The sequence below is a fragment of the Streptomyces sp. NPDC051567 genome, assembly GCF_044454165.1.
Taxonomy (GTDB): Bacteria; Actinomycetota; Actinomycetes; order Streptomycetales; family Streptomycetaceae; genus Streptomyces.
The window spans coordinates 175,470-190,159 of record NZ_JBITDK010000009.1 but is presented as its reverse complement, the minus strand read 5'-3'; the positions used below and the strand labels follow the sequence as shown (position 1 = coordinate 190,159).

Sequence of the window (14,690 nt, the reverse complement as noted above, 5' to 3'; positions counted from 1 at the left end):
AAGAAGACATGCCGCTGACCCCCGAGGACGTGCGGAACAAGCAGTTCACGACCGTCCGCCTCCGAGAAGGCTATGACGAGGACGAGGTCGATGCCTTCCTCGACGAGGTCGAGTCCGAACTGACGCGCCTGCTGCGCGAGAACGAGGACCTGCGCGCCAAGCTGGCCGCCGCCACGAGGGCCGCCGCGCAGAACCAGCAGCAGCAGGGTATGCGCAAGCCCGAGCCCCAGGACCAGCGAGGTCCCGGCGCTCCGGTGCCCGCCGCCATATCGGGACCGCCGCAGCAGCAGCAGCCGCAGATGGGCCCGCCCCAGCTGCCCGGCGGCCAGCCGCAGCTTCCCGCCGGACCCGGTGGACACGGACCGCAGGGTCCGGGCCAGATGGGCGGCCCCATGCAGCAGCACCCGATGGGCGGCCCGCAGGGCATGGGTCAGCAGCAGCAGATGGGCCAGCAGCAGATGGGCCAGCAGCAGTCCATGGGCGGTCAGAACCCGCTCGGCCAGCCGATGGGCCAGCAGATGCAGCCCATGGGCCAGCAGATGGGCCAGCCGATGGGTCAGCAGATGCAGCCCATGGGTCAGCCCATGCACCAGCAGCAGCCGCAGCTCCCGCAGCAGGGTCCCGGTGGGGACAGTGCCGCCCGCGTCCTGTCGCTGGCGCAGCAGACCGCCGACCAGGCGATCGCGGAGGCCCGTTCCGAGGCCAACAAGATCGTCGGCGAGGCCCGTTCGCGCGCCGAGGGTCTGGAGCGGGACGCCCGTGCCAAGGCCGACGCGCTGGAGCGGGACGCGCAGGAGAAGCACCGTGTCGCGATGGGCTCCCTGGAGTCCGCCCGCGCCACGCTGGAGCGCAAGGTCGAGGACCTGAGGGGATTCGAGCGCGAGTACCGCACGCGCCTGAAGTCCTACCTGGAGTCGCAGCTCCGTCAGCTGGAGACCCAGGCGGACGACTCCCTCGCCCCGCCGCGCAATCCGGGTGCCCCCTCGCTGCCGCCGGCGCCGTCCCCGTCGATGGCTCCGGCCGGTGCGATGGGCCACTCGATGGGCGGCCCGTCCCCCATGGGCGGTCCCTCCCCGATGGGTGGTCCGTCCCCGATGGGCAACGCCCCGTCCTACGGTTCCGGTCAGCCGCAGATGTCCCCGGCGATGACCCAGCCGATGGCTCCGGTGCGGCCCGCCGCGCCGCAGCCGATGCAGCAGGCGCCGTCGCCGATGCGCGGCTTCCTGATCGACGAGGACGACAACTAGGCGCCGCCGTCCGTCGGCAGCAGTCCTGAGGGCCGGGCCCGGTTCCCCTGTGGGGGGACCGGGCCCGGCCCGTTCGCGTACCCGGGTGCGGGCGGCCTGGGGCCGACCGGGCCGGGGCCGGGTCCTGCGGGGTGGTCCCCGACCCGCCCTTCCACCGTTCCCGCCTCGACGCCGGCGCGGCTCACCACGGCTCACCGCACGGCGCTCCGCGCCCGCGCCTCACCCGCCGGCGGGGCTGGGGTGGTGCCGGTGGGGGAAGCGGAGCGGGGGCGGGGCTTGGTGGTGGGGTGTGCGGGGGAGGGCAGGTACGCCGAACGGCCCGCATCCCCGGGGTGGTTTCCAGGGGTGCGGGCCGTTCGGGTGGGGGAGGGTCAGGCCTTGCGGAGGCGGAAGGTCAGGGACAGGGACTCGTCCGTGAACGGGTCTCCGTACGTGGGGTCCGCCTCGGACGCCGCGAAGTCGGTCGCCAGGACCTCGTCCGCGATGAGCGCCGCGTGGTCGGTCAGGGCCGTGACCACCTCGGGCGAGTCCGAGACCCAGCGCAGGGCGATCCGGTCCGCCACGTCCAGGCCGGAGTTCTTGCGGGCCTCCTGGATCAGGCGGATCGCGTCACGGGCCAGGCCCGCGAGGCGGAGCTCCGGGGTGATCTCCAGGTCCAGCGCGACCGTGGCACCGGAGTCCGAGGCCACCGACCAGCCCTCGCGCGGGGTCTCGGTGATGATGACCTCCTCCGGGGTGAGGGTCACGGACTCGCCGCCGACCTCCACCACGGCCCCGCCCGACCGCAGGGCCAGCGAGAGCGCCGCCGCGTCGGCCGCGGCCACCGCCTTCGCGACGTCCTGGACGCCCTTGCCGAAACGCTTGCCCAGCGCCCGGAAGTTGGCCTTCGCCGTCGTGTCCACCAGGGAGCCGCCGACCTCCGACAGGGAGGCCAGGGAGGAGACGTTCAGCTCCTCCGTGATCTGCGCCCGCAGCTCGGGCGGGAGCGCGTCGAAGCCCACCGCGCCGACCAGCGCGCGCGACAGCGGCTGGCGGGTCTTGACGCCCGACTCGGCGCGGGTCGCGCGGCCCAGCTCCACCAGGCGGCGCACCAGCAGCATCTGCTGGGACAGGGCCGGGTCGATCGCCGCCGGGTCCGCGACCGGCCAGGACGACAGGTGCACCGACTCCGGGGCGTCCGGGGTCACCGGGACGATCACGTCCTGCCAGACCCGCTCCGTGATGAAGGGGGTCAGCGGGGCCATCAGCCGGGTGACCGTCTCGACCACCTCGTGCAGCGTGCGCAGGGCGGAGGCGTCGCCCTGCCAGAAGCGGCGGCGCGAGCGGCGGACGTACCAGTTCGACAGGTCGTCCACGAACGAGGAGAGCAGCTTGCCCGCGCGCTGGGTGTCGTACGACTCCATCGCCTCGGTGACCTCGGTGGTCAGCGCGTGGAGCTCGGACAGCAGCCAGCGGTCCAGGACCGTGCGGTCCGCCGGGGCCGGGTCGGCCGCCGAGGGGGCCCAGCCGGAGGTGCGGGCGTACAGGGCCTGGAAGGCGACCGTGTTCCAGTACGTCAGCAGGGTCTTGCGGACGACCTCCTGGATCGTGCCGTGGCCGACCCGGCGCGCCGACCACGGGGAACCGCCGGCCGCCATGAACCAGCGGACCGCGTCCGCGCCGTGCTGGTCCATCAGCGGGATCGGCTGGAGGATGTTGCCCAGGTGCTTGGACATCTTGCGGCCGTCCTCGGCGAGGATGTGGCCCAGGCAGACCACGTTCTCGTACGCGGACTTGTCGAACACGAGCGTGCCGACCGCCATCAGCGTGTAGAACCAGCCACGCGTCTGGTCGATGGCCTCCGAGATGAACTGCGCCGGGTAGCGCTTCTCGAAGATCTCCTTGTTCTTGTACGGGTAGCCCCACTGCGCGAACGGCATCGAGCCCGAGTCGTACCAGGCGTCGATGACCTCCGGGACGCGGACGGCCTCCAGCGAGCAGCCCTCGGCCGTGCAGGGGAAGGTGACCGCGTCGATGTACGGGCGGTGCGGGTCCAGGTCCGACTGGTCGGTGCCGGTCAGCTCGGTCAGCTCCGCGCGCGAGCCGACGCAGGTGAGGTGGTTCTCCTCGCAGCGCCAGATCGGCAGCGGGGTGCCCCAGTAGCGGTTGCGGGAGAGCGCCCAGTCGATGTTGTTGTTCAGCCAGTCGCCGAAGCGGCCCTGCTTGACGGAGTCCGGGAACCAGTTGGTCTTCTCGTTCTCCCGCAGCATCGCGTCCTTGACGGCGGTGGTGCGGACGTACCAGGACGGCTGCGCGTAGTACAGCAGCGCGGTGTGGCAGCGCCAGCAGTGCGGGTAGCTGTGCTCGTAGGCGATGTGCCTGAAGAGCAGGCCGCGCGCGTCGAGGTCGGCGGTCAGCTTCTCGTCGGCCTTCTTGAAGAAGACGCCGCCGACCAGCGGGACCTCCTCCTCGAAGGTGCCGTCGGGACGGACCGGGTTCACGACCGGCAGGCCGTACGCGCGGCAGACCGCGAGGTCGTCGGCGCCGAAGGCGGGGGACTGGTGGACCAGACCGGTGCCGTCCTCGGTCGTCACGTACTCGGCGTTGACGACGTAGTGGGCGGGCGCCGGGAACTCCACGAGGGAGAACGGGCGCTCGTACGTCCAGCGCTCCATCTCCTTGCCGGTGAAGGACTCGCCGGTGGCCTCCCAGCCCTCGCCGAGGGACTTCTCCAGCAGCGGCTGGGCGACGACGAGCTTCTCCCGGCCGTCGGTGGCGACGACGTAGGTGACGTCGGGGTGCGCGGCGACGGCGGTGTTGGAGACCAGGGTCCAGGGGGTCGTCGTCCAGACCAGGAGCGCGGCCTGTCCGGCGAGGGGGCCGGAGGTCAGCGGGAAGCGGACGAAGACCGAGGGGTCCACGACCGTCTCGTAGCCCTGGGCCAGCTCGTGGTCGGAGAGGCCGGTGCCGCAGCGCGGGCACCAGGGGGCGACCCGGTGGTCCTGGGTGAGCAGGCCCTTGCCGAAGATCTCCTTGAGCGACCACCACACGGAGTCGACGTACTCGGGGTCCATGGTCCGGTACGCGTCGTCCAGGTCGACCCAGTAACCCATCCGGGTCGTGAGCTCGGTGAAGGCGTCGGTGTGGCGGGTCACGGACTCGCGGCACTTGGCGTTGAACTCGGCGATGCCGTACGCCTCGATGTCCTGCTTGCCGTTGAAGCCGAGCTCCTTCTCCACGGCGAGCTCGACGGGCAGGCCGTGACAGTCCCAGCCGGCCTTGCGGGCCACGTGGTAGCCGCGCATGGTGCGGAACCGGGGGAAGACGTCCTTGAAGACGCGGGCCTCGATGTGGTGCGCGCCCGGCATGCCGTTCGCGGTGGGCGGGCCCTCGTAGAAGACCCACTCGGGGCGGCCCTCGGACTGCGCGAGGGTCTTGTCGAAGGTCTTGTTCTCCTGCCAGAACTCCAGAACGGCGTGTTCCAGGGCGGGCAGATCGACCTGCGCGGGTACGGGGCGGTACTGGGGTGTGGTCATGAGGCGGTGTCTTCCTCCGGCGGCGTGGTGTGTCCGTCGGAGGGACGAGAGCCTCACTGACGCTCCCGCGGTACCACCCTCCTTGGCCTCCGGACGGGTCCGGCGGCCCCCTCATTGGGGTGCGAAGCCGGTTCTACTCGCCGTCCGGGGAACCCGGTGGGCTCCCTGCGGCTTTCTTCCGGCGGCTCAGGGGTGATCCTTCGCATCGCGCTCGCCCCCGGGCTCTCACCGTCCCCGGGTCGCTCCTGGCTGCGTCCGACGCTACTCGTCCCCGTCCATGCCTCTCGCTGGGCCCAGTGTACGGGCCGGTGCGGCGGGCGGCAGACCGGATTTCGCGCGGGGGAGGGGCGGGGGAGGGGCGGGGGAGGAAGGGGGCGCGGGACGGGCGCGGAGCGGAGCACGGGGCGGTGCGGGGGGCGGGCGCCGCCGTGACCCGAATGGGCCGGTGCGCCGGTACGGGCTCCCGTGGGGCGGGAGGGACGGCGTTACCGGGCTCCGCGCTGGGCACAACGGATGCAGACCGGCCCTGAGGGACGCGCGCCCCGTTGCCGTGGGGCCGGAGCCGATTTATCGTTCCGGCACGATTCGCGAGCAATGATCACAGTATGTGAAGGGGCCGCGGCCATGGTGGCGAAGAAGACCGCCGGGAGTACTCCCAAGAAGGCGGCCGAGCAGGCGACGGCCGCCGGGCAGCCCACGACGGGCGGGGGGAACAGCCCCGCCGGACGGGCCTCCGCCGCGAAGACCCCGGCCGCGAAGGCGCCGGCCAAGAAGGCGCCGACGAAGAAGGCATCTGTGAAGTCTGTGAAGAAAGGGCCGGCCGAGAAGGTGGCGGCCGTGGAGGCGCCGGCCGCCCGGGCCGGGACCGAGGGGGCGGCGCAGGCCGCGCGAGAGACGGGAGCCCGCACAGTGGTGGCCAAGAAGAGCACGGGTACGGGTACGGGCGCGGCCAGGGCCCGCCGGACGGCCACGGCGGCCACCAGCGGGCTGCCCCGGACGCAGGCCGCGGAGCCCACCGCACCCGGCGGGCTCCGCGTACGCCCCGGTGAGGAGCCCTGGACCCCGGAGGAGGTCGCGCGGGCGCGTACGGAGCTGACCCGGGAGGTGCTGCGGCTGCGGGACGAGCTGGAGGCGTCCGAGGTGGCCATCTCCGGCCTGATGCGGGACTCGGGCGACGGCGCGGGCGACGACCAGGCCGACACGGGGACCAAGAACATCACCCGGGAGTCGGAGCTGGCCCTCGCCGCGAACGCCAGTTCGATGCTGGAGCAGACCGAGCGGGCCCTGGAACGGCTGGAGGCCGGTACGTACGGGCTCTGCGAGAACTGCGGGAAGCCCATCGGCAAGGCCAGGATGCAGGCCTTCCCCCGGGCCACGCTCTGCGTGGACTGCAAGCAGCGGCAGGAACGACGCCACTAGGCCGCCGGGCCTAGTGCTGTGACCGGAAAGGTTCACCGGCCCTCGACGCCCGGCACGGCGCCTCGCCGCGTTGTCGGACCACGCAAGTACGTCCAGTACAAGCCGTGACCCTCCGCCTTGCGATCCACCGCACCGGACGCCGCGGGCCTACCGGCAAACCTTTCCGGTCACAGCACTAGGGCAGGGCCCGGGCCCGCCCTGTCGCGGCTCTGTCACGCCCTGTCGCGCCCCGTCGCGGTCCGCCTGGGGCCGGTGGGGGCGAAGTGGGCGAAGGGGTGGGCTGGGGCGGCGTCGGGCGGGTGGCCTGACGTACCCTCGTGTCTCGTCAGGGTCCAGGAACCTGACGGGGCTGTCGTCGGCAACCTGGTTCGAGCTAGTTCGAGGGACTCACGTGACAGAGGCGGAGCGCATCATCGGTACGCCGGAGGTCGGGGACGACGCCCGGCCGGAGCCCGTCGAGCCCAAGGGGCGTCGGCGGATCGCGGTGCTGCTCGTCGTGGCGACGTTCGCGTACCTGCTGGACCTCGGCACCAAGATGCTGGTCGTCGCGTTCCTGGAGCACCGGCCGCCGATCGACGTCATCGGCGACCTGCTGCGGTTCGAGGCGGTCCGCAACCCCGGCGCGGCCTTCGGCTTCGGCGAGGCGTTCACGATCATCTTCACCTGTATCGCCGCCACCGTGATCGTGGTGATCATCCGGCTGGCCCGCAAGCTCTACAGCCTGCCGTGGGCGATCGCGCTCGGCCTGCTGCTCGGCGGTGCGCTGGGCAACCTGACCGACCGGATCTTCCGCTCGCCGGGCGTCTTCCGGGGAGCGGTCGTCGACTTCATCGCCCCGGCCCACTTCGCCGTCTTCAACCTCGCCGACTCCGCGATCGTGTGCGGCGGCATCCTGATCGTGCTGCTGTCCTTCAAGGGCCTGGACCCGGACGGCACCGTCCACAAGGACTGAGGGGCCGGGGGGCCGGGGGGACCACCCGACGACGCCGCCGGGCGGTCGGGACACGGGTGAGCGGACGCGCCGGTGGCTCCGGCGGGCTCCCGGAGGCTCCCGCAGGGGTCGAGCGCGGGACCGGGTGTCGGCCGAGTCCTGCATACTCGACAGGTGAGTACGATTCCCGAGATCCGCACCCTGCCCGTTCCCGATGGCCTTGAGGGCGAGCGCGTCGACGCCGCCATCGCCCGTATGTTCGGTTTCTCCCGGACGAAGGCGGCCGACCTCGCGGCTGCGGGAAAGGTGCTGGTCGACGGCAGTGTCGTCGGGAAGTCCGAGCGTGTGCACGGTGGCGCCTGGCTCGAAGTCGAGATGCCCGCCCCGCCGCGCCCCGTCGAACTCGTCGCCGAGCCCGTCCCGGGCATGGAGATCGTCCATGACGACGACGACATCGTCGTGATCATGAAGCCGGTGGGTGTCGCCGCGCACCCCAGCCCCGGCTGGACCGGCACCACCGTCATCGGCGGCCTCGCCGCCGCCGGCTACCGCATCTCCACCTCCGGCGCGGCCGAGCGCCAGGGCATCGTGCACCGCCTCGACGTCGGCACGTCCGGCCTGATGGCCGTCGCGAAGTCGGAGCGCGCGTACACCTCGCTGAAGAACCAGTTCCGCGAGCGGATCGTGGACAAGCGCTACCACGCGCTGGTGCAGGGCCACCCGGACCCGATGAGCGGCACGATCGACGCGCCGGTCGGGCGCCACCCCAACGCGGACTACAAGTGGGCCGTGACCCAGGAGGGCAAGCCCTCCGTCACCCACTACGACCTGATCGAGGCGTTCCGCGCCGCCTCGCTGCTGGACATCAAGCTGGAGACCGGGCGCACGCACCAGATCCGCGTGCACATGTCCGCGCACCGTCACCCGTGCGTCGGCGACCTCACCTACGGCGCGGACCCGACCGTCGCCAAGCGGCTCGGGCTGACCCGGCAGTGGCTGCACGCGGTGCGCCTCGGCTTCGAGCACCCGTCGGACGGGCAGTGGGTCGAGTTCGAGAGCACCTACCCGGCGGACCTCCAGCACGCGCTGGACGTGATCCGGGCCGAGAGCGAGTGAGTGCCTTCACGGTCCGGGTGGCCGTGGACGAGGCCGACCTCGCGGCGTGCTTCGCCGTCCGGACCGACGTGTTCGTGGTCGAGCAGTCGGTACCGGAGTCGATCGAGTACGACGCGTACGACGCGGACGCGGTGCACGTCCTGGCCGTGGGGCCGGACGGAGCGCCGCTGGGCACGGGGCGGCTGCTGCACGGCGCCGCCGCGCTCGGCAAGACCGGAGCCGAAGGGGTCGGCTCGCTGGGCCGGCTCGCGGTGACCGCGTCCGCGCGGGGCCTGGGGGTGGGCGCGGCGCTGGTCCGCGCGATCGAGGCGCGGGCGGCCGGGCTGGGGCTGGCCGCGGTGGATCTGGGCGCGCAGACGCATGCGCTGGGCTTCTACGAGCGGCTGGGGTACGTGGCCTACGGGCCGGAGTTCCTGGACGCGGACATCCCCCACCGCGCGATGCGGCGCCCCCTGGCGTAGCCCTGGCCGGGCGGCCCCGCCACCGGGGGCGCCGCCCCCGGACCCCCCGCGCCTCAAACGCCGGCGGGGCTAGGGGTGCGGCCCTGGAGCCCCGGTGCGTCCGGCACCGCTCAGCGCCTGCTCCGCTCAGCGCCTGCACGGTCCCGCCGCTTCCGACGGCTCGATCCTTTCGGGCCACCCCAAGAAACAACTAAAGCAAAACAGCCCCTCCGTCCGATAAACTCCCAGCTCAACAAGTGTCGCCCCCGCGCCCGCGGGGATGGTCCGGCTTGGTGTGTCTTGCCGGTGCCGGTGGTGCCGTCGCCCCCGCGCCCGCGGGGATGGTCCTCCGGGCGCTACGACCTCAAGTCCCCCCTGATCGTCGCCCCCGCGCCCGCGGGGATGGTCCGCACATCGCGGCCGGGAGAGAGGCGCGTGTGTCGTCGCCCCCGCGCCCGCGGGGATGGTCCGATACGGAGCATGTCCTCGACCGCCGCGAAGGTGTCGCCCCCGCGCCCGCGGGGATGGTCCGACGATGCTGAGCCGACCCGCCCCGGGCCCGCACGTCGCCCCCGCGCCCGCGGGGATGGTCCGTCCAGATGGCGGTACACCCCGTCGTCCCGGAGGTCGCCCCCGCGCCCGCGGGGATGGTCCTATAGGAAAAGCTTCCGCCGGTTCCGCCGGAGCGTCGCCCCCGCGCCCGCGGGGATGGGCCGGTAGGGTAGCTGATCCCAGACGCCTCGGCCAGGTCGCCCCCGCGCCCGCGGGGATGGGCCGGTAGGGACACGGGGGCGGGGCGGGGTTTCACAGGGCCGGTAAAGCGCAGTGGGCTGGCAGGGTGGGGGAGTGGATCAGATCGCTCTGCTCTTCGTGCTGCTGCTCGGGGCCGTGGTCACCGTACCGCTCGGGGACCGGCTCGGGCTGCCCCCGCCCGTGCTCATGACCCTCGGCGGGGTCGCCCTCGCGCTGGTTCCGGCCGTGCCGAGCGTCGATATCCCGCCCGAGTTCATCCTGCCGCTGGTGCTGCCGCCGCTGCTGTACGCCTCCGTCCAGCGGACCTCCTGGCGGCAGTTCGCCGCCAACGTCCGGCCCATCCTCCTGCTGGCCGTCGCCCTGGTCTTCGTCACGACCGCAGCCGTCGCCGCCGTCGCGCACGCCGTCGTCCCCGGGCTGCCGATCGCCGCCGCCGTCGCGCTCGGCGCGCTCGTCGCCCCGCCCGACCCGGTCGCGGCCACCGCCGTCGCCGGGTCGCTGGGGCTGCCCCGCCGGATGGTGTCGATCCTGGAGGGCGAGGGGCTCTTCAACGACGTCACCGCCATCGTGCTCTACCACGTGGCCATCGCCGCCGCCGTCAGCGGCGGCTTCTCCTGGCCCGCCGCGCTCGGCGCGTTCGCGCTCTCCGCCGTCGTCGCCGTCGCCGTGGGCCTGGGCCTCGGCTGGGCCGCCCAGCGGCTGATGGGACGGCTCGGCGACGCCACCCTCCAGATCGGGCTGACGCTGCTGGTGCCGTTCGTCGCCTACGTGGTGGCCGAGGAGTTCCACGGGTCGGGGGTGCTGGCCGTCCTGACGACGGCCCTGTTCCTCGCCGAGTACGCGACCGACGCCGACGACGTGCTGGGGCGGCTGGCCGGGCACACCTTCTGGGAAGTCGTCGACATGCTGGTCACGGGCGTGGCCTTCGGCCTGATCGGGCTCGAACTCCACAACGTGTTCGGCACGGCGGGCGGGCACGCGGGGGAGATGGCCGGGTGGGCGGCGGCCGTGATCGCGGTGGTGGTCGGCGTCCGGCTGCTGTGGCTGCTGCCGGCGGGCTGGCTCGCGAAGAAGCTGCACACGCGGCGCGACTACGACGAGGAGATCCCGCTGAGCTGGCGGGAGTCGGTGGTGATGTGGTGGGCCGGGATGCGCGGGGTGGCCTCGGTCGCCCTGGCCCTGGCCATCCCACTGGAGGTCGACGGCGGTGGGCCGTTCCCGGCGCGGGAACAGATCATCTTCATCGCCTTCGCCGTGATCATGGTGACCCTGCTGGTCCAGGGGCTGACGCTGCCGTGGCTGGTGCGGCGCCTGGGCGTGGAGGCGGACGCGGACGCGGAACGGGAGACGCAGCGGCAGCTGGCGATCCGCGCCGCGAAGGCCGCGAAGCGGCGTCTGAAGGAGATCGAGGAGGTGGAGGACCTCCCGGAGGACCTGGTGGAGACGCTCTACCGGCGCGCGTACGACGTGGGGGCCAGGATCAGCCCCGACATGGTGGACGAGGAGCGGCGGGAGGCGTACGCGCAGCGCGTCGAGCGCATCCGTGACGTCCAGCGCATCCAGCGGGAGATGATGTCCGCCGCCCGCCACGAGATCCTGGCCGCCCGCAGCGAGCCCGGGGCCGACCCGGAGATCGTGGACCGGGTGCTGCGCCATCTCGACGTGCGGAGTCTGCGCAGCCCGTAGCAGCCCGTAGCGGCCTGTGGCCTGTGGCCTGTGGCGGTGCGGGCGGGGCCGGGGGCCGTCGGTGGGAGCTGGCACGATGGAGGCATGAACATCATGCTCTTCCATTCGACGTACGGGCTGCGGCCCGCGGTCCACGAGGCGGCCGACCGGCTGCGTGCCGCCGGGCACCAGGTCCAGGTGCCGGACCTCTTCGAGGGACGCACCTTCGAGACCGCCGAGGAGGGCATGGCCCACCAGGACGAGATCGGCCGTGACGAGCTGCTCAAGCGCGCGGTACTGGCCTCGGCCCCCTTCTCGGACCAGGGCCTGGTCTACGCCGGTCTCTCCTTCGGCGGCTCCGTCGCCCAGCACCTGGCGCTGGCCGACGACAAGGCGCGCGGGCTGCTGCTCCTGCACGGGACGGCGGACCTGGAGGAGGGCGCCTCGGTGGACGAGCTGCCCGTGCAGCTGCACATCGCGGACCCGGACCCCTTCGAGACCCATGACTGGCTGAACGCCTGGTACCTGCGGATGCGGCGGGCCGGGGCCGATGTGGAGATCCACCGCTACCCGGGCGCCGGGCACCTGTTCACCGACCCGGGGCTGGACGACTACGACGCCGAGGCCGCCGAGCGGACCTGGAAGGCCGCGCTCGGCTTCCTCGACACCCTGTAACGAGCCGTAACGAGCCGTAACGAGCCGTGACGAGCTGTGACGTGCGGTAGTGCGTGGCAGGCCCCTGCCGGGCGCCCCCCGGTGCCCGGCAGGGGCCGGACGCGGGTCAGCGCACCGGGTGGTCCGCCCGTTCGATCTTCTGTGTGCCGTTCAGCGTGCGGTACGAGCGCACCCACGCGGTGGTGGCGTCCTGCCGCCGCTTGTCCGAGACGGCGTAGTAGTCCATCTGCGCGTGGTCGGCGGTCACGTCGAGCACGCCGTAGCCGTGCGCGTCCATGTCCACCCACTTCACGTGCCGGTTGGCCGCCTTGACGGCCGACTCGGCGACCAGCGAGGTGGTGCCCGCGCCCACGCGCAGGGTGTCGTCGAGGTTGTCCGCGGTCACCGAGGTCACCACGAACTCCACGCCCGCGGAGCGCGACAGCGGGTAGGTCGCCGCCGTCACCGGGACGTCGTTGGCCCAGGCCATGTGGATGTCACCGGTCAGGAAGACGGTGTTGCGGATGCCCCGCTCCGTCAGGTGGCCCAGCAGCTCCCGGCGGTCGTCGGTGTACCCGTCCCACTGGTCCGGGTTGACCGCGATGCCGCCCTTGGGCAGGCCCAGCAGCCCGGCCAGCGGTTCCAGCAGGTGGGCGGGGAGGGCGCCGAAGGCCACCGGCGAGATCATCACCGAGGTGCCGACCAGCTGCCAGGCCGCCTGCGAGCCCGCCAGGCCCGACTTGAGCCAGTCCAGCTGGGCCCGGCCGGTGAGGCTGCGGTCCGGGGCGTCGGCCTGGCCGCTGCCGACACCCGCCGGCTCGGAGCGGAAGGTGCGCAGGTCCAGCAGGTGCAGGTCGGCGAGGGAGCCGAAGCGCAGCCGCCGGTAGACGGTGCCCTCGGTGGAGGCGCGGACCGGCATCCACTCGAAGTAGGCCCGGCGGGCCGCCGCCGCGCGGACCGCGAAGTCGCCCTCGGTGCCCGGGGTGTGGTTCTCGCCGCCGCCGGACCAGGCGTCGTTGGTGATCTCGTGGTCGTCCCAGATGGCGATCACGGGGTGCGCCGCGTGCAGGGTCCGCAGGTCGGGGTCCGTCTTGTAACGGCCGTGCCGGACGCGGTAGTCGGCGAGGGTCAGGATCTCGTGGCGGGGCTCGTGCGGGCGGACGACGTGCTTCGCCTCCGGGTAGACGCCGCTGCCGTACTCGTAGATGTAGTCGCCCAGGTGCAGGACCGCGTCCAGGTCGCCGCGGGCGGCCAGGTGCCGGTAGGCGGAGAAGTAGCCGGACTCCCAGTTGGCGCAGGAGACCACGCCGAAGCGGATGCCGGGGGTGCGGGCGCCGTCTGCCGGGGCGGTCCGGGTGCGGCCGGTGGGGGAGGCGACGGCCCCGGCGGTGAACCGGTACCAGTACGCCGTCTGCGGGCGCAGGCCCCGGACGTCCGCCTTGACCGTGTGGTCGGTGGCGGCGGTCGCGGTGACCGCACCGGTGGCGATGACCCGGGAGAAGGCCGTGTCCTCGGCGATCTCCCAGGTGACCTCGGTGGCCGGGCCCAGACCGGAGCCGGGTACGGCCTCGGGGGCCGGGGTGACGCGGGTCCACAGCAGGATGCCGTCGGGCAGCGGGTCACCGGAGGCGACGCCGTGCAGGAAGGCGGGGGCGGTGGCGGGGGTGTCCCCGGAGGTTCCCGAGGTCCCGGCGGCGTGGGCGGCGGGAGCGCCCAGGACGGTCACCGGGGCCAGTGCGGCGGTGGCCGCCGCGGCCAGGACGACCGTACGGCGGCGCGGGGACGCGGCGGGTGCGGGAGAAGAAGGGGAGGCGGGAGAAGAAACAGCGGGAGAAGAAACAGGAGAAGAGGCAGGAGAAGAAAAGAGATGACTGGTCACGGATGATCATATTACCGATCGGTACGGCTACTGACGCCCGGCCCGGCAAACAACGGACGGGCGAACTCCATGAGTTCGCCCGTCCGTGGGTGCGGGTGCTGCGCGGGGCCGGTGCGGGGCCGGTGCGGGGCCGTCGGCCGGGTCCGGCCGGCCGTCCCGGGTGAGGCCGTGAACCCGGCTGTCCGGCCCGCCGGTCGGGCGGACGGCCGAACCGCCGGTCCGTCAGTTCACCGGCCCGCGGGGCCGGTCGGGGTCAGCCCGCGAGGGCCTTGTCGATCGCCGCCGCGAACGCCTCCGGCGTCCCCGGGGTCTCGATCTTCTTGCCGTCCATCTTCAGCGTCGGGGTGCCCTGCACACCGGACTTGTCGAACGCCTTCGACATCTCCAGCGCCCACCGGTCGTACGTGCCGTCCTCGACGGCCTTCTTGAACTCGGCGTTGCCCTTGAGCGCCGGGACGGTGTCCGCGACCTTCAGCAGGTAGTCGTCCTTGGCGAAGCTGTCGACGGACTCCTGGGGGTGCAGTTCCTTGGAGTACAGGGCGCCCTTGAAGCCGAGGAACGCCTCGGGGCCGACGTTCAGCGCCGCGCCCAGCGCGCTCAGCGCGTTCTTCGAGCCCTCGCCCTGGGCCATGTTGTCGATGAAGGTCGCGCCGAAGTACTGGAGCTTGTACTTGCCCGCCTCGACGTCCCGCTCGATCTGCTCGCCGACCGACTGCTCGAAGGTGGCGCAGGCCGGGCAGCGGGAGTCCTCGTACAGCTCCAGGGTCTTCTTCGCGTCCGCCTTGCCGAGGACGACCGTGGTGCCGTTCTCGCCCTCGGTGTTCTTCGGCTTGACCAAGGTGGCCTCGGCGGCCTTCTCCCACTGGGTGGGCTCGCCCGCCTGGACGACCAGGTAACCGACGCCGCCCGCCAGGGCGAGGGCGCCGACGACCGCGCAGGCCACGACGACCTGGCGGCGCGCGCGGGCCTTCTTCGCCTGTGACTCGCGCTCGGCGCGCAGTCGCTCGCGGGCCGCCGCCTTGTTGGACTGGCTGTTGCGTGAACTCATCGTGATCTCCGTGAAAAATGTGA

At 72.8% G+C, this 14,690-nt stretch carries 10 protein-coding genes and 1 CRISPR repeat array; of the genes, 7 read left to right on the top strand and 3 right to left on the bottom strand.

The features are described from left to right. Window positions 1-8: 8 nt before the first annotated feature. A complete protein-coding gene (locus tag ACIA5F_RS13590) occupies window positions 9-1,247 on the top strand; it encodes a DivIVA domain-containing protein (RefSeq protein WP_399352270.1) in 1,239 nt (412 codons plus the stop codon). Between the two features lie 371 nt (window positions 1,248-1,618). On the opposite strand, the gene ileS is transcribed toward ACIA5F_RS13590, so the two are convergent. After that, window positions 1,619-4,762, bottom strand: a complete 3,144-nt coding sequence (gene ileS, locus ACIA5F_RS13585; protein ID WP_399352268.1) for an isoleucine--tRNA ligase — start codon at window positions 4,760-4,762, stop codon at window positions 1,619-1,621. 624 nt (window positions 4,763-5,386) lie between these two features. Between ileS and ACIA5F_RS13580 the strand changes: the two genes are divergently transcribed. The 6 genes from ACIA5F_RS13580 to ACIA5F_RS13555 all read left to right on the top strand — a co-directional run bounded on the left by ACIA5F_RS13580 (window position 5,387) and on the right by ACIA5F_RS13555 (window position 11,761). Beyond that, window positions 5,387-6,181: a TraR/DksA family transcriptional regulator gene (locus ACIA5F_RS13580; protein ID WP_399352266.1), complete on the top strand. Its 795-nt coding sequence runs from the start codon at window positions 5,387-5,389 to the stop codon at window positions 6,179-6,181. A 391-nt stretch (window positions 6,182-6,572) separates the two neighbouring features. Continuing rightward, window positions 6,573-7,133, top strand: coding sequence for a signal peptidase II (gene lspA / locus ACIA5F_RS13575; RefSeq protein ID WP_399352264.1), 561 nt, complete (start codon window positions 6,573-6,575; stop codon window positions 7,131-7,133). A 153-nt stretch (window positions 7,134-7,286) separates the two neighbouring features. Next, the gene (locus tag ACIA5F_RS13570) at window positions 7,287-8,228 is read left to right on the top strand and encodes an RluA family pseudouridine synthase (protein WP_399352262.1); all 942 of its coding nucleotides are present in this window, start codon (window positions 7,287-7,289) and stop codon (window positions 8,226-8,228) included. Next, complete coding sequence (locus ACIA5F_RS13565) at window positions 8,225-8,689, top strand: GNAT family N-acetyltransferase (protein WP_399352260.1); 465 nt, start codon at window positions 8,225-8,227, stop codon at window positions 8,687-8,689. Before ACIA5F_RS13570 ends, ACIA5F_RS13565 begins: the two co-directional genes overlap by 4 nt. 238 nt (window positions 8,690-8,927) lie before the next feature. Beyond that, window positions 8,928-9,445: a CRISPR direct-repeat array (repeat unit 28 nt; unit sequence GTCGCCCCCGCGCCCGCGGGGATGGTCC). A 69-nt stretch (window positions 9,446-9,514) separates the two neighbouring features. Next, the gene (locus ACIA5F_RS13560) at window positions 9,515-11,107 is read left to right on the top strand and encodes a Na+/H+ antiporter (RefSeq protein WP_399352258.1); all 1,593 of its coding nucleotides are present in this window, start codon (window positions 9,515-9,517) and stop codon (window positions 11,105-11,107) included. An 84-nt stretch (window positions 11,108-11,191) separates the two neighbouring features. Then, window positions 11,192-11,761: a dienelactone hydrolase family protein gene (locus ACIA5F_RS13555; protein ID WP_399352256.1), complete on the top strand. Its 570-nt coding sequence runs from the start codon at window positions 11,192-11,194 to the stop codon at window positions 11,759-11,761. A 106-nt stretch (window positions 11,762-11,867) separates the two neighbouring features. On the opposite strand, the gene ACIA5F_RS13550 is transcribed toward ACIA5F_RS13555, so the two are convergent. Together ACIA5F_RS13550 and ACIA5F_RS13545 are read right to left on the bottom strand one after the other, a co-directional pair. Continuing rightward, window positions 11,868-13,499, bottom strand: a complete 1,632-nt coding sequence (locus ACIA5F_RS13550; RefSeq protein WP_399352375.1) for an alkaline phosphatase D family protein — start codon at window positions 13,497-13,499, stop codon at window positions 11,868-11,870. Between the two features lie 373 nt (window positions 13,500-13,872). Next, window positions 13,873-14,667, bottom strand: coding sequence for a DsbA family protein (locus ACIA5F_RS13545; RefSeq protein WP_399352254.1), 795 nt, complete (start codon window positions 14,665-14,667; stop codon window positions 13,873-13,875). Window positions 14,668-14,690: the final 23 nt, after the last annotated feature.